Origin of the sequence: Saccharopolyspora gloriosae (assembly GCF_014203325.1) — a bacterium.
Lineage (GTDB): Bacteria > Actinomycetota > Actinomycetes > Mycobacteriales > Pseudonocardiaceae > Saccharopolyspora_C > Saccharopolyspora_C gloriosae.
In genome coordinates, this window is the sequence record NZ_JACHIV010000001.1 from 5,009,031 (window position 1) to 5,023,592 (window position 14,562).

The window sequence follows — 14,562 nt, forward strand, 5'->3', positions numbered from 1 at the left end:
CTGCGGGCGCGCCGACCGTCCATCGGATCATCGTGCCAGCCCGAGCACCCCTTCCGGGGCGAAATCTCGCGCTGCGCTGCGCCACTCCCACCGCTGCACGGGAACGGCCACCTGACGGCGATGGCGGCGGGTCGTCGAAGATCGCCGGACGTGACCTCCCCCGCTCCCGGACCACACGAACCGTCGTCCCGTGATGAGGTGGTGGTGTGAGTGCGCAGCGGAAACCCGTCGACGTCGTGGGCATCGGTGCTGACGGCTGGGAAGGCCTGTCCGCGTCGGCGCGGCGGCGCGTCGAGGCGGCCGACGTCGTGTTCGGCAGCCGCCGCCAGCTCGACCTGGTCCCGCGAGGCGGGGCCGAGCACGTCGCCTGGCCGTCGCCGATGCTGCCCGCGCTGCCGGGGTTGTTCGCCGAGCACGACAGCCGGGCGATCTGCGTGCTGGCCAGCGGCGATCCCATGTTCCACGGTATCGGCGCCACCTTGGCCCGGGTGCTCGGCGCGGAGCGCCTGCGGGTGCTGCCGCACGTGTCGTCGGTGGCGCTGGCGTGCGCGCGGCTGGGCTGGGCGGAGCAGGACGCGACGGTGGTGAGCCTCGTCGGCGCGCACGCCGAGCTGCTGCACCCGGAGATCCAGCCGGGGCGGCGGCTGATCGTGCTCAGCTCCGACGCGCACACGCCCGCGCGGGTGGCGGCGCTGCTGGTGGCCCGCGGCTTCGGCGGCAGCACCTTGGCGGTGCTGGGCGATCTCGGCGCGCCCGAGGAGTCCCGGGTGGACGCGACGGCGGCCCGGTGGCCGCACCCGGAGGTGCCGGCGCTGAACGTGATCGGCGTGCACTGCGCGGCCGACGCCGACGCCGAACGCAGGCCGCGCACGCCGGGCCTGCCGGACTCGGCGTTCCAGCACGACGGGCAGCTCACCAAGCGCGACGTCCGCGCGCTCACGGTGGCCCGGCTGGCGCCGGCGCCCGGTGAGCTGTTGTGGGACGTCGGTGCGGGCGCCGGTAGCATCGCGATCGAGTGGATGCGCTGCGACCCGGCGAACCGCGCGGTCGCGATCGAGCACCGCGAGGACCGGGCGGCCCGCATCACGACGAACGCGATGACCCTCGGCGTCCCCGGCCTGAGCGTGGTCGTCGGCGCGGCGCCGGAGGCGCTGGACGGCTTGGACGCGCCCGACGCGGTGTTCGTGGGCGGTGGCGCGACCGCCCCGGGAGTGCTCCAACGCTGCTGGGACGCGCTGCGGCCGGGAGGCCGCCTGGTGGTGAACGCGGTGACGATCGAATCGGAGGTTCTGGTGGCGGACTGGTACGCCCGCTGCGGCGGTGAGCTGGTGCGGATCGCGGCGGAGCACGCTTCGCCGGTGGGCGGTTTCACCGGCTGGCGGCCCGCGATGCGGATCACCCAGTGGACGGTGACCCGATGACGGTGCACTTCATCGGAGCCGGTCCCGGCGCCGCCGACCTGATCACGGTGCGCGGGCGGGACGTGCTCGCCGCCTCCCCCGTCTGCCTGTACGCGGGCAGCCTGGTCCCGGTGGAGCTGCTGGAGCACTGCCCGGACGGCGCGCGGCTGGTCGACACGGCGAACCTGAACCTGGACGAGATCCTCGCCGAGCTGGTCGCCGCGCACGAGGCGGGCCGGGACGTGGCTCGGCTGCACTCCGGTGATCCGTCGGTGTTCAGCGCGGTCGCCGAGCAGATGCGCCGCCTCGACGCGGCCGGGGTGCCCTACGACGTGGTGCCCGGCGTGCCCGCGTTCGCCGCCGCCGCGGCGACGTTGAAGCGCGAGTTCACCGTGCCCGGCGTCGGCCAGACCGTGGTGCTCACCCGCACCTCGAAGCAGGCCACGCCGATGCCGGAGGGCGAGGACCTGGCGACGCTCGGCCGCAGCGGCGCGACGATGGTGCTGCACCTCGCGGTGAACCGGATCGAGGCGCTCGTCGAGGAGCTGGTGCCGAACTACGGGGCGGACTGCCCGGTGGCGGTCGTCGCCGGGGCGAGCCGCGCCGACGAGGTCGTGCTGCGCGGCACCCTCGCCGACATCGCCGACTCGGTGCGCGCCGCCGGGATCACCCGCACCGCGGTCGTCGTGGTCGGCGAGGTCCTCACCGCCGCCACCTTCCCGGACAGCCACCTGTACTCCACCACCCGCTGCCGCAGCTGACCGACCACGACGGGTGAGGATCGCTTGATCGACGTCGTCGCACCCGTCAAGACCGATCGCCTGTCGCTGCGCCCGTTCGCCGAGCGCGACGTGGCGGACGTGTTCGCCTTCGAGTCGCTGCCGGAGGTGGCCCGCTACCTGTACAACGAGCCCCGCACCTCGGAGGAGTGCGCGGCCCTGGTGGCGGAGCGCGCCGAGCGGACGTCGCTGCGCGCGGAAGGCGACAGCGTGGTGCTCGCCGTCGACCTGCACGGCACGGTGATCGACCACGTCTCGCTGGCCTGGCTCAGCGAGCAGCACCGCCAGGGCGCGTTCGGTTTCGTCCTGCACCCCGGTCACCAGGGCCGCGGCTACGCGACGGAGGCCGCCGCGGAGATGCTGCGGATCGGTTTCGACCGGCTCGGCCTGCACCGGATCATCGGTCGCTGCGACACGCGGAACACGGGTTCGGCCGGGGTGATGGAGCGCCTCGGCATGCGCTTGGAGGCGCGCTTCGTGGAGTCCGAGATCTTCAAGGGCGAGTGGGGCGGCGAACTCCACTACGCGATGCTCGCGGCCGAGTGGCGCGCCTCCGCACGGTGAATCCGGGCCGAGCGGCGAATCCGGGCGGCCCGATCGCTCAGGTGAGCCGGTCGAGGGCGGGGCACTCGGAGTCGAGGATGTTGCGTTCCAGGCGTTCGAGGGTGCCCAGCACGGCGGTCTGCTCGTCGGCGGAGAGGTCGCTGGTGGTGGCTCGTTCGAGTTCTTCCCACATCCGCTCGACCCGGTCGCGCAGCGCGAGCCCGGCCGCGGTCGCTTCGACGAGCACGACCCGCCCGTCCTGGTCGCTGCGGGTGCGGCGGACGAACCCGGCGCGTTCCAGCCGCTGCACGGTGCGGGTCATGGTGGCGGAGTCGGAGCCGAGCACGTTGATCAAATCGGTCTGCCGTTGCGTGCCGGTGTTCCACAGGTGCATCAGCAGCAGTTCCTGACCGGGGTGCAGGCCGCAGCCGCGCAGGAGCTGACCGGCGAACATCCGGTGCAGCCTGGCGAGCCGGAACAGCGCGTGGCTGACCGGCCCGGCGGTGGCGAAGCACGGCGGCACGATCTCCTCCGACGCGGGCACCGCGCAGCTCGGCGACTCGGCCATCGCGCCCCTTCCCCGTGAAGCTGACTGGTCAGTGAATGAACTCTCCACGATAACCGACCGGGCACCACCCCTCCGAAAGCTGTGATGAGCACTGCAGAAATCCCGCCGCGGGAAGATCTCGGGCGATTTAGCTGTTCGGACAGTTAACCGCGCCCCCTCCGGGAAGGATCACCATGCCCACCGCGTTCGATCCGCTCGACCTGGCCGGAACCCGACTGCGCAACCGCATCGCGATGGCCCCGATGACTCGCAGCCGCGCCGCCGGGAACCTGCCCGACGAGTCCACGACCACCTACTACCGGCAGCGCGCCACCGCCGGGCTGATCATCACCGAAGGCGTGCAGCCGTCGGTGCGCGGCCAGGGGTACCCGTCGACACCCGGCCTGCACAGCGACTCCCAGGTGGCCGCGTGGCGGAAGGTCACCGACGCGGTGCACGCGGAAGGGGGCGTGATCTTCGCGCAGCTGATGCACGCGGGGCGCATCAGCCACCCGAGTTCGCTGCCGGACGGGCGACCGCCGCTCGGCCCCTCCGCGGTCGCCGCGGAAGGCCGGATCTTCACCGCCGACGGCATGCGGGACCTGATCACTCCGGAGGAGCTCACCGAGGACGGCATCGCCGAGGTCATCGCCGAATTCGCCGCCGCCGCCCGCAACGCCGTCGACGCCGGGTTCGACGGCGTCGAGCTGCACGGCGCGAACGGCTACCTGCTGCACCAGTTCCTGTCCGACAACGCGAACCTCCGCACCGACGGCTGGGGAGGGTCGGTCGGAGGACGCATCCGCCTCACCGTCGAGGTCGCCCGCGCGGTGGCGGCGGCGATCGGTTCGCGCCGGGTGGGCCTGCGGATCTCCCCCGGCTCCGGCTCCAACGACATCGTGGAGCACGCGGTGGCCGAGTCGTACTCGGCGCTGATCGACGCGATCAACCCGCTGCACCTGGCCTACCTGCACGTGCTGGAGAGCCCGGACCGGGGTCTGACGCTGCGGTTGCGCGACCGGTTCGACGGCGCGTTCCTGCTGAACCCGCACACCCCCGGCCGCCAGACCGGCACGGCGGACCTGCCGCTGGTCGAGCAGGGCGTCGCGGACGCGCTCACCTTCGGCTCGCTGTTCCTGGCGAACCCGGACCTGCCGGCGCGGCTGGCCGCGGGCGGCCCGTTCAACACCCCCGATGCCGCCACCCTCTACGGCGGCGGCGACCACGGCTACACCGACTACCCGCCCCTGGCGGCCTGACCCCGGCCGACCAGCGAACAGGAGACCACAATGGACGGAAACGCGATCACCGCGGAGTTCGCCGATCGGTTCAACTCGCCGATCATCGAGGAGTTCCGCGCGAACGGCGGGCAGGTGGGCGGCGAGCTCGCCGGAACGCCGATCCTGCTGCTGCACAACGTGGGCGCGCGCAGCGGCGCCACCCGCGTCAACCCGATGGCGTACGTGGAGCACGAGGGCCGCTACCTGGTGCTCGCCTCCAAGGCCGGGGCTGACGCGCATCCCGCCTGGTACCACAACTTGAAGGCGAATCCGGACGCCGTCGTCGAGGTCGGCACCGAGACGCTGCGGGTCCGCGCCGAGGAGCTCACCGGCGCCGAACGGGACGCCCGCTACGCCGAAGCGGCGGCGGCGTTCCCGGTCATGGCCGAGCACCAGAGCAAGACCGACCGGGTCATCCCGATCATCGCCCTGACGCCCACCGGCGGCTGAACGACCGGGCGGGCGCCCCCGCGCGGGCGCCCGCCGCGCGGACGGATAGCGCGGAGCGGGGCCGTACACTGCGCGCATGGCTGAGCGGCTTTCCACGAGGGAGATCTCCCGGCGAGCGGTCCGCCAGAAGATCGAGTCCGTGGCGATGGAGTTGTTCCTGGAGAAGGGCTTCGACGCCACGACCGTCGACCAGATCGCCGCCGAGGCGGGGATCTCCGCGCGCAGCTTCTTCCGCTACTTCCCCACCAAGGAGGACGTCGTCATCGGCGACCCGGTGGAGTACGGCACCGTGCTGCGGGATGCGCTGGAAGCCCGCCCGGCCGAGGAGGACGCCGTGCACGCGGTGCGCGGCGCGCTGGTGGAGTTCATCGGCGCGGTGGCCGAGAACCCGGCGGCGGTGGGCATCTCGACGATCGTGCTGACCACGCCGTCGCTGTGGGCCAAGCACCAGGAGAAGCAGCGGGTGTGGGCGGAGCTGTTGCAGCCCGAGACCCTGCGCCGCCTGGGCGGCGCCCCGCACCCGGAGCTGCTGGCCACGGCGATCCTGGAGTCGGCGTTGGCGACGTTCCACGCGAGCCTGATGCACTGGGCTTCCCGCGATGGCAACGACGACCTGCACGAACTGTTCCGGTTGGCGACGGCGGCGACGGCGGGGACACCACCCTCGACGTGACAGTTACCGTCGAACTTGACAGCTACTGACGTGTTTAACATACACTGCCAGAACATCGTCTGGCAGGAGTTGCTCATGTCCCTCATCACCACCCCCTTCGGTTCGAGCACCACTGCGGACGAGGTCGCGGCCGGCCACGACCTCACCGGCAAGCGCGCGGTCGTCACCGGAGCCGCCTCCGGGATCGGCGTCGAGACGGCCCGCGCGCTCGCCCGCGCCGGAGCGGAGGTCACCATCGGCGTCCGCGACCTGGCCGCGGGTCGCGCCGCCGCCGACGACATCGGCGCGACCACCGGTGCCGAGGTCCGGGTCGCCGAACTCGACCTCCTCGACCTCAACGGCGTGCGCCGATTCGCCGCCGAGTGGCGCGGACCGCTGCACCTGCTGATCAACAACGCCGGCGTGATGGCCGTGCCGGAGCTCCGGCGCACCCCCGAGGGCTGGGAGCAGCAGTTCGCCACCAACCACCTGGGCCACTTCGAGCTGGCCACCGGCCTGCACGCGGCGCTCGCCGAAGCCGGGGGCGCGCGGATCGTCGCGGTGTCCTCCAGCGGTCACCACGCCTCGCCCGTCGTGTTCGACGACCTGCACTACGAACGCCGCCCCTACGACCCGTGGAGCGCCTACGGGCAGTCCAAGTCCGCGAACGCGCTGTTCGCGGTGGAGGCGACCCGGCGCTGGAGCGGCGACGGGATCCACGCCAACTCGCTGATGCCCGGCGGGATCATGACCGCCCTCCAGCGCCACATCCCCGCCGAGACCCGCGCCGAGTGGTCCAGGGCACCGATGCTGAAGACCCCGCAGCAGGGCGCCGCCACCTCGCTCGTCGCGGCGCTCGCCCCCGAATTCGCGGAGATCGGCGGGAAGTACCTGGAGGATTGCGCGGAGTCACCGGTCATCGCCGACGACGCCGAGACGACCCCCGTGAGCGGCGGTGTCCGGCGGTGGGCGCTGGACCCGGAGGCCGCCGAACGGCTCTGGGAGGTCTCGCGGCGGCTGCTCGACGACGCGGCCTGAGATCTCCGGCGCGCCCGGTGATCTCGGACGCTGGGACCTGTTCCCCAGGGGCACCTCCGTTCCCTAGTCTCGACGCGTTTGATCTTCATCAGCACGACCGCAGGAGGAGCACGTCCAGTGGAGGGGAACGAGATCACCGCGACCGCGGCGGCGCGCTTCAACGCCCCCGTGATCGCGAAGTTCCGGGCGAACGGCGGCCTGGTGGGCGGAACCTTCGCCGGGATTCCGCTGCTGCTGCTGCACAGCACCGGCGCCCGGACCGGCCGCGACCACCTCACGCCGTTGGCGTACCTGGAGCACGAAGGCCGCTACCTGGTGTTCGCCTCGAAGGCGGGCGCCGACATCCACCCCGACTGGTACTTCAACCTGAAGGCCAATCCGGCCGCCCGCATCGAGATCACCACCGACGTCGTCGACGTCCGCGCCCACGAGCTCATCGGGGTGGAGCGCGACATCAGGTTCGCCCAGATGACGGGCCTGTTCCCGTACTTCGCCGCGCACCAGGCGAAAACGGAGCGCGTCTTCCCCGTGCTCGCCCTCGCCACCGGCTGATCCCGGCGAGAGTCGCGCAGCGGTACCGCGGGAGCCGCGCGGTTGCTCTACTCGATGGGCCGGGGGATCGCGCGAGGAAAGGAGAGCTCCGCATGGCTCAGCCGCTCGCAGGGAAGTCGGCGCTGGTGACCGGCGGGTCGCGCGGGATCGGCGCGGCCATCGCCCGCCGCCTCGCCGAGCACGGCGCCGCCGTCGTGATCACGCACTCGAACTCGGCGGAGGCGGCGCGGCGAGTGGCCGCCGGGATCAGCGCCGACGGTGGACGCGCGGTGGCCGTGCGCGCGGACGCCGGGGTGCCCGAGCAGGTCCGGGCCGCGGTCACCCGCGCCGTCGAGGTGTTCGGCGGCTTGGACGTCCTGGTCAACAACGCCGCGACGGTCGCCACCGGTGTGCTCGACGAGTTGTCGCTGGAGGAGTTCGACCGGGCGCTGTCGATCAACGTCCGCGGGCCCTTCGTCGCCATCCAGGAGGCGTCGAAGCACCTGCCGGACGGCGGGCGGATCATCAACATCGGCACCTCGATGGTCGAGCACAACCCGTTCACCGGGAAGCTCGCGTACGTCACGAGCAAGTCCGCCCTCGCCGGGCTCACCCGCAGCGCCGCCCGCGACCTGGCATCGCGCCGGATCACCGTGAACAACGTCCAGCCCGGCGCGATCGACACCGCGCTGAACCCGGCCGACGGCCCCCGCTCGCACGTGCTGCAGGCCATGATCCCGCTGGGCCACTTCGGCACCGGCGAGCAGATCGCGAGCCTGGTGGCCCACCTCGCGAGCCCCGAAGCCGACTACATCACCGGAGCCACGATCAACGCCGACGGCGGCTACGCCACTTGAGCTCCGCCCGTCCTCCGTCCTGCTCTAGGGGGTGGCGGAACCTCGCGGGCTGTCCTTTCCAGGTGAGCCGCGTTCGTGGTCGTTGTCCTGTCAGCGGCGAAGCCGCTGAGCAGTGACCAGCTTGAGCAAAACGACCACCGGCGGGTTCTCAGCGGCCTTCTCGCGAGGACAGCGATTTCGCCGTGTATCGGACATACATCAGAAATCGATCCCGCAGCGAGAAGGCCGCTGAGGTTCCGCTACCTGACCCGCTACTCAAGCCAAGATAAAAAACCGCAATCACCGGTCAAAAGTGCCCATTCTGGTGCTTGTGGTGAAGTCTGCCCAGGTGGCGGCGGTGAACGTCAGGATCGGGCTGGTGGGGCCGAGTTTGGAGTCGCGGACGCCGACGTGGCCCGCCGCCGCGCCGACTTCGACGCAGCCGTTGGCGGCGTGGCTGCGACTGGACTTCCGCCAGCGGGTGATGCGGCCGGTCATGCGTGTTCCTCCAGAACTCGTTTGATCAGGTCGTTGGAGTCGGACGTCTTCAGCGCCGTCGACCGCAGCCGGTCGAACGCCGCCCGGAACGGGGCCACCGCGGCGGGTTCCTCGTAGTAGAGGACTTCGATCCGGTTCTCCACGTAGGCGGTGCCGAGCTCGTGGTCGAACTCCGGCGGGTAGGTCAGGAGCATGAACGCGCCGTCGACGCCGGTGAGCAGACCCGCCGAGAACGGCTGGATCCGGATCTCGACGTTCGGCTGCTCGTTCCACTCCAGCAGCGCCTCCAGCTGCGCGACGTGCACGCCGAGTCCGCCGTTGACGTGGTGCAGCGCGGCCTCGCTGAGGATGGCGTGCACCGAAGGGGACCGGCCGCCGCCGAGGACTTCGCGCTGCCGGGCCATCCGCAGTTCGACGCGGCGTTCGCGGTCCTTCTTGCGCAGCTTCGGGGCGCCGCCCCGCACGATCGCGTCCGCGTACGCCCAGGTCTGGAACAGGCCCGGCACCAAGTGGGTGTCCCAGCTCTCGACCCGGTCGGCCATCGTTTCGACGCCGAGGAACAGCTTCAGGTAGTCCGGCAGCGCTTCCTCGGAGTCGAACCTGATCCACCAGTCCGTGCTCTTGCGGCTGCGGTCCCGCAGCGACAGGAAGAAGTCGACGCGGTCCCCGGCGCCGTAGAAGCGCAGCAGCGTTTCGAGCTCCAGGGGTTTCGGCATCCGGCGGCCGACTTCGAAGTGGCCGATGTTCTGGACGCTGCCGCGCACGGCTTTCGCCGCTTCGGCTCGGGTGATCCCGGCCCGTTCGCGCAGCCGCGTCAGTTCCCAGGCGATCCAGCGCTTCAGCGCCGTCGGACTCGTGCTCACCCGCCGCCCTCTCCGTGTCGTGGCGTTAGGAGTGTGCCCGTCCGCGGCGACCAACATCATCACCCGATCAGGGATCTAGTCCGGAGCAAGTGCCGAATGTAGCGTGCTCCACATCGGTGATCACCGTTTCGCCAGGTGGGGGCGGCACTTCGCTCGGCTCCGGCACCGCCGATGCGGTCCGATCGATCCGCTCCGACGCGGTTCGGACCCGATCTCCTCCCGTCGAACGGAGTTCGCGCCATGGATGCGATCGGCAACCTGCGACACCTCGTCGAGCGGGGGTTCCAAGGCGCTCCGGTGCACAACGACGTCGGCGACCTGGACGCCCTGATGTACGTGCGGCACTGGCCGGCGGGCGTGGTCGATGTGGTCATCGTCTACTCGCACGAAGAGGCTTTCGCCTACCGCGCGAGCGGAATCGACCCGGACGCCTCGCTGCTCAACTTCCCGGCGCGGGTCCACTGGCGGCAGGCGGGGCACCCCGATTCGGTCACCACCGCCGTGCTCGGCCTCGACGAACCCTGAGCTCAGGCGCGCAACTCCCGCAGCACCCAGGACATCGCCCGGGTCACGGCCGCGCGAGAGGCGGGCGCGTGGTCGAGGACGTCGAACGAGTGCCGGCCTTCCGGCACGTCGATCACGTCGAGGTGCGCGCCGCGCTGGTGCGCCTGCGCGGTGAAGGCCCCGACCCCGTCCGCGATCTCGGCGTCCTCCAGCCCGGCCCTGGTCAGCAGGATCGGCAGCGAACCCGCCGAGGCGAGCGCCTCCGCCGGGCGGAACCGGGCATCGACTTCCCAGCCCGGCAGCGGCGCCAGCACCGGGTAGCTCGCGGCGACGCAGCGGAGCCACTCCGGCGCCCCGCCGATCCAGTCGGCCGTGAGCAGTCCGCCGCCGGAGAAGAACCACAGCGCCACCCGATCCCGGTCCGCTCCGGGGAGTTCTCGGGCTCGCGCGACCGCGTCGGCGAGCGCGTCCGCCGCCACCGGGTAGTCCGCGGGCGAGTGCAGCGGGTGATCGATGGTGATCCCGATGGCACCGCTACCGGCGGCCAGCGAGCCGTAGCCCCGGAACACCGGCCATTCCCGAGGAGTCGGCCGCAGCTGCGGCGGGAGCGGGCCGCCGTGCACGAACACCACCACCGGCAGCGGCTCCCCCGCCTCCTCGCCCGGCCGGTACACGTCGATCGCGCCGTCCCGCTCCGGTTCGACGTCGGCCACGGGGAGCACGAACGGCTGCAGGTACGTCGGTTCCGCCATGGCTCGATCACACCAACGCGCCCGGTGCGGCGCAACGGATTTGCGGGCTCTCCCGGCACGATCCCCGCTCGACGCCGTGCGGCCGTCCTGCCCGTGGCCCTGATCACATCGGAGTTGAGCATGCCGCTGCGGCCGGGTGTCTGCTGCGTCCCGCAGTGATCGTGCCGCTCCTGGAGCGGTCGCACCTCGCCCACCGCCGTCCTGGGAGGAACAAGTGAAAAGATCCCGCGCCGTCGCCTGCGCCGCCTCCGCGCTCGTCGCCTGCACGCTGACCGTCACCGCCGCCGTCACCGCCGCCACCGCGGCACCCGGGTCCGGGGCCGTCGCCACCGCCGACGACCCGGTCACCCACGAGGACAACGACCGCGTCCCGGAGGGCGCCGCCTGGACGCAGCACTACTTCCCGTCCGCGGACGGTTCCGGCACCGAGCTGCACGCCGACGTGCTGCTGCCGGAAGGGCTCGCCGAGGGCGAGCAGGTGCCGGTCATCATGTCGGCGGGCTCGTACTTCGGGCACTCCGGGCAGATGAGCGACGAGGGCTGGGAGCACACCGGCCCTTCGGACCGCTTCTACGACTTCATCGAAGGCACCGACCTGTTCCAGCGCGGCTACGCGTTCGTCATGGTCGACACGCGCGGCTTCGGCGGCTCCACCGGCTGCCTCGACTTCGGCGGACCCGGCGAACAGGCCGACGTCGAAGCGGCGATCGACTGGTCCGCGGCCCAGCCGTGGTCGACCGGCGCGGTGGGCATGTACGGCAAGTCCTACGACGCGATCACCGGGCTGATCGGCAACAACCTGGACCAGGACGCGCTCAAGGCCGTCGTCGCTCAGGAGCCCATCTGGGACCTGTACCGCAACATCCACTCCAACGGCGTGCCCCGCACGACCATCGCGCACACCGCCACCACCTACAACGAGATCGCGGCGCAACCGCAGCTGCCGGACGACGATCCCCGCTACCGCGCCAACGCCGCCTACGAGCAGGCCCACCCGGAGTGCCTGCTGGACAACCTCGCCGGGTACCAGACCGGTGACCGGGAATCCGAGTACTGGCGGGCTCGCGACCTCGCCGAACAGGCGAAGGGCACCGACACGCCGCTGTTCGTCACCCAGGGCTTCCTGGAGTGGAACACCGAGGCCGAGGCGATCCAGGAGTACCTCGACAACCACCAGGGCCCCGAGCGCGGCTGGCTCGGCCAGTGGGACCACAAGCGCGGCAACGAACGCACCGCCGACGGCCGCCTGGAGATGGGTCGCGAAGGCTGGTTCGAGGAGACGATCTCCTTCTACGACCAGCACCTCAAGGGCGTCGAACCGCCGGTCGCGCACCCGAACTACGCGATCCAGGACAGCGGCGGCGCGTGGCGCGCGCAGGAGACCTGGCCGACGCCCGACGGCACCGCGACCGTCCCGCTCGGCGGCGGGTCCTACGTGGACGACGGCGCGGAGGGCGGGCCCACGGCCGAGAACACCTTCACCGCGTTCTCCGAGCCGCTCGCGCGGGACACCCGGCTCACCGGCACGCCGCGGATCTCGCTGGAGGCCGAGGGGCGCGGCAACGCCATGGTCCAGCTCTACGACGTCGCCCCGGACGGCAAGGCCGTCATGTTCGACGAGCAGGTCTCCGTGCTGAACGCCGGCACCACGGCCTTCGACCTGAAGTCGACGGACTGGACGCTGCCCGCCGGGCACTCGCTGGCCGTGGGCATCGGCACCGTCCAGCCCAGCGGCGTCACCGCGCCCTTCCGGGACTGGATGGACTCGCCCTCCCGCGAGACGATCGACGTCACCGGCGCCCGGCTCGACCTCGCGCTGGAGGACCCGTCCGACGACGCCGCCACCGAGGGCGCCCGAGCACCGTGGCTGGACACCTACCTGCTGCTGAACACGAAGGACCTCCCCCTCGGCGACCCGACCTTCACGCTGCCCCCGGCTCGCCCCTGACCGCGCGACCACCCGGCCCCGCCGCTCCCGAACCGGAGCGGCGGGGCCGACCACTCGGCGGGCTTCAGCTCCACCAAGAAGGATCAAAGCTTTCGTTTCGTTCGATTCGTTCGTACCTTTCGGTTAGGATGACGTCGGCAACACGCCCCTGCCGGACGGAGCACGATGATGACCGCGTCGCTCGAACAGCACACGGTGCTGCCTCCTGACGAATCCGCCCACGCGGTCCTCCAGAAGCTCGCGGGCGCTTTGAACACGGAGCGTGCCCAGCAAGCGAAGCTCGTGAGCGCGGACGGCGACGAGCTGGAGATGCCGGACGAGATCTACGAGGTGCTGCGCGAAGTGGTCGCCGCGATGTCCAGCGGCCTGGCCGTCACCATCGCCCCGCTGCACGCGATGCTGACCACCCAACAAGCCGCCGACCTGCTGAACATCTCCCGTCCGACCCTGGTCAAGCTGCTGGAATCAGGCCGGATCCCGTTCGAACAGCGCTCCAGCCACCGCCGCCTCCGGTTGGCGGACGTGCTGGAGTACGAGCGCGGCTCCCGGCAGGTGCAGCAGACCGCTCTGGACGAGATGACCCGAGCGGCCGTGGAGGACGGCAGTGCGGACGACGACATCGGGTTCATGCGCACTCGGTGATCGTGAGCTTCCCCGCCTTCCTCGATTCCTGCGTGCTCGTTCCGATCAACGTCACGGACGTGGTGCCGAGATTCGCCGAGGAGGCGCAGCGGTTGCCATCGGTTCGGTGGTCGTAGCGAGGTCGGCGCCCCCACGATCGTTGCTCGCACTCGGTGCTGAATCCGGCCGGAGCTGGTCGAGCACGTTCAGCGCTGTTCGAACGGGGCGTGGCCGACTAGGTCTCCTGCTCGGTTGATGACCAGGATCTCCACGTCGATGGGGGCTCCCTGCAACGTGGTGAGGGAGAAGTCGCGGGCTCGGGTGGCGATGAGGTCGCCGAGCGGAATGCCCGCCTCCTGGCACAGGGTCAGCGCTTCCAACGCGGTGTTGGCGTTGCGGACGCGGTGGGTGAACTCCGCGGAGCCGCCCGCGTCGCCGACGATGTTCGCCAGCAGGGCGAAGTTCACCTGGGAGCGCTTCGAGTGCAGGTCCAGGTGCCCGTCGGCGAGCTTGGCGAGCTTGCCGATGCCGCCCGCGATCGTCAGCCGCGGCACGGGGTTGCGGCGCAGGTACTTCAGCACCGCGCCGGCGAAATCACCCATGTCCAGCAGCGCTTCCGGCGCGAGCTCGTAGGTGCGCTCCACCAGCTTCTCCGAGGTGCTGCCGGTGCATCCGGCGACGTGGGTCAAGCCCTCGGCGCGCGCGACGTCCACGCCGCGCCGGATGCTGTCGATCCACGCCGAGCACGAGTACGGCACCACCACCCCGGTCGTGCCCAGGATCGACAGGCCGCCGAGGATGCCCAGCCGCGGGTTCCAGGTGTGGCGGGCGAGTTCCTCGCCGTTCTCGACGGAGATCTCCACGACCACGTCACCGGTGCCGCCGTGCTCGGCGGCGACCCGCTGCACGACCTCGCGGATCAGCTTGCGGGGCACCGGGTTGATGGCGGGTTCGCCCACGGGCAGCGGCAGGCCCGGTTTCGTCACGGTGCCGACACCGGTTCCGGCGCGGAACACGACGCCCGCTCCGGGCTCGGCGCGGCGCACCGTCGCCGACACCAGGGCGCCGTGGGTCACGTCCGGGTCGTCCCCGGCGTCCTTCACGATCGCCGCCATCGCCGAGCCGGCGTCGAGGCGTTCGCGGGCGAGGGCGAACGCGGGCCGGTGCCCCTTGGGCAGCACGATCTCCACCGGGTCCGGGAAGGTCCCGGTCAGCAGCGCCGTGTACGCGGCGGCGGTGGACGCCGTCGCGCACGCGCCCGTGGTCCACCCGTAGCGCAGCGCGGGGCCTTCCTGACCAGTCATGATGCCGCCTCCTTCA

At 71.5% G+C, this 14,562-nt stretch carries 17 protein-coding genes; 12 read left to right on the forward strand and 5 right to left on the reverse strand.

Annotated features, from left to right (window positions below; translation table 11 throughout):
• The first annotated feature begins 206 nt into the window (after positions 1-206).
• The 3 genes from cbiE to BJ969_RS21740 are packed head-to-tail and all read left to right on the forward strand — an operon-like array spanning position 207 to position 2,743.
• On the forward strand, positions 207-1,421 hold the full coding sequence (gene cbiE / locus BJ969_RS21730) for a precorrin-6y C5,15-methyltransferase (decarboxylating) subunit CbiE (RefSeq protein ID WP_184481529.1): 1,215 nt from the start codon (positions 207-209) through the stop codon (positions 1,419-1,421).
• On the forward strand, positions 1,418-2,161 hold the full coding sequence (gene cobM, locus BJ969_RS21735) for a precorrin-4 C(11)-methyltransferase (protein ID WP_184481531.1): 744 nt from the start codon (positions 1,418-1,420) through the stop codon (positions 2,159-2,161). The genes cbiE and cobM overlap by 4 nt, the downstream gene beginning before the upstream one ends.
• 24 nt (positions 2,162-2,185) lie before the next feature.
• Positions 2,186-2,743, forward strand: a complete 558-nt coding sequence (locus tag BJ969_RS21740) for a GNAT family N-acetyltransferase (RefSeq protein WP_184481533.1) — start codon at positions 2,186-2,188, stop codon at positions 2,741-2,743.
• 37 nt (positions 2,744-2,780) lie between these two features.
• Here BJ969_RS21740 and BJ969_RS21745 read toward each other — a convergent pair whose 3' ends face one another.
• The gene (locus BJ969_RS21745) at positions 2,781-3,290 is read right to left on the reverse strand and encodes a MarR family winged helix-turn-helix transcriptional regulator (RefSeq protein ID WP_184481535.1); all 510 of its coding nucleotides are present in this window, start codon (positions 3,288-3,290) and stop codon (positions 2,781-2,783) included.
• A gap of 173 nt (positions 3,291-3,463) precedes the next feature.
• On the opposite strand from BJ969_RS21745, the gene BJ969_RS21750 reads away from it, so the two are divergent.
• From BJ969_RS21750 to BJ969_RS21775, 6 genes are all read left to right on the forward strand, one after another.
• A complete protein-coding gene (locus tag BJ969_RS21750) occupies positions 3,464-4,528 on the forward strand; it encodes an alkene reductase (RefSeq protein ID WP_184481537.1) in 1,065 nt (354 codons plus the stop codon).
• 30 nt (positions 4,529-4,558) lie between these two features.
• Positions 4,559-4,999, forward strand: coding sequence for a nitroreductase family deazaflavin-dependent oxidoreductase (locus BJ969_RS21755; protein ID WP_184481539.1), 441 nt, complete (start codon positions 4,559-4,561; stop codon positions 4,997-4,999).
• Between the two features lie 76 nt (positions 5,000-5,075).
• Positions 5,076-5,672: a TetR family transcriptional regulator gene (locus BJ969_RS21760; RefSeq protein WP_184481541.1), complete on the forward strand. Its 597-nt coding sequence runs from the start codon at positions 5,076-5,078 to the stop codon at positions 5,670-5,672.
• 75 nt (positions 5,673-5,747) lie between these two features.
• Positions 5,748-6,689 carry an SDR family NAD(P)-dependent oxidoreductase gene (locus BJ969_RS21765; RefSeq protein WP_184481543.1) on the forward strand — a complete coding sequence of 314 codons (942 nt, stop codon included), beginning with the start codon at positions 5,748-5,750 and terminating at the stop codon, positions 6,687-6,689.
• A gap of 117 nt (positions 6,690-6,806) precedes the next feature.
• Positions 6,807-7,241 carry a nitroreductase family deazaflavin-dependent oxidoreductase gene (locus BJ969_RS21770; RefSeq protein WP_343071534.1) on the forward strand — a complete coding sequence of 145 codons (435 nt, stop codon included), beginning with the start codon at positions 6,807-6,809 and terminating at the stop codon, positions 7,239-7,241.
• A gap of 92 nt (positions 7,242-7,333) precedes the next feature.
• Positions 7,334-8,077, forward strand: coding sequence for an SDR family NAD(P)-dependent oxidoreductase (locus BJ969_RS21775; RefSeq protein ID WP_184481545.1), 744 nt, complete (start codon positions 7,334-7,336; stop codon positions 8,075-8,077).
• Positions 8,078-8,356: 279 nt separating this feature from the next.
• On the opposite strand, the gene BJ969_RS21780 is transcribed toward BJ969_RS21775, so the two are convergent.
• Positions 8,357-8,554, reverse strand: a complete 198-nt coding sequence (locus BJ969_RS21780) for a DUF397 domain-containing protein (RefSeq protein ID WP_184481547.1) — start codon at positions 8,552-8,554, stop codon at positions 8,357-8,359.
• On the reverse strand, positions 8,551-9,417 hold the full coding sequence (locus BJ969_RS21785) for a helix-turn-helix domain-containing protein (RefSeq protein ID WP_184481549.1): 867 nt from the start codon (positions 9,415-9,417) through the stop codon (positions 8,551-8,553). Before BJ969_RS21785 ends, BJ969_RS21780 begins: the two co-directional genes overlap by 4 nt.
• Positions 9,418-9,657: 240 nt before the next feature.
• Between BJ969_RS21785 and BJ969_RS21790 the strand changes: the two genes are divergently transcribed.
• Positions 9,658-9,942 carry a hypothetical protein gene (locus tag BJ969_RS21790; protein ID WP_184481551.1) on the forward strand — a complete coding sequence of 95 codons (285 nt, stop codon included), beginning with the start codon at positions 9,658-9,660 and terminating at the stop codon, positions 9,940-9,942.
• 2 nt (positions 9,943-9,944) lie between these two features.
• On the opposite strand, the gene BJ969_RS21795 is transcribed toward BJ969_RS21790, so the two are convergent.
• Entirely contained in the window at positions 9,945-10,673 is a 729-nt protein-coding gene (locus tag BJ969_RS21795; RefSeq protein ID WP_184481554.1) for an alpha/beta hydrolase, read from the reverse strand.
• 214 nt (positions 10,674-10,887) lie between these two features.
• Between BJ969_RS21795 and BJ969_RS21800 the strand changes: the two genes are divergently transcribed.
• Both BJ969_RS21800 and BJ969_RS21805 read left to right on the forward strand, forming a co-directional pair.
• Positions 10,888-12,621: a CocE/NonD family hydrolase gene (locus BJ969_RS21800; protein ID WP_184481556.1), complete on the forward strand. Its 1,734-nt coding sequence runs from the start codon at positions 10,888-10,890 to the stop codon at positions 12,619-12,621.
• Positions 12,622-12,789: 168 nt separating this feature from the next.
• Positions 12,790-13,263: an excisionase family DNA-binding protein gene (locus tag BJ969_RS21805; RefSeq protein ID WP_184481558.1), complete on the forward strand. Its 474-nt coding sequence runs from the start codon at positions 12,790-12,792 to the stop codon at positions 13,261-13,263.
• Between the two features lie 185 nt (positions 13,264-13,448).
• On the opposite strand, the gene BJ969_RS21810 is transcribed toward BJ969_RS21805, so the two are convergent.
• Entirely contained in the window at positions 13,449-14,546 is a 1,098-nt protein-coding gene (locus BJ969_RS21810; protein ID WP_184481560.1) for a cobalt-precorrin-5B (C(1))-methyltransferase, read from the reverse strand.
• Between the last annotated feature and the right edge of the window lie 16 nt (positions 14,547-14,562).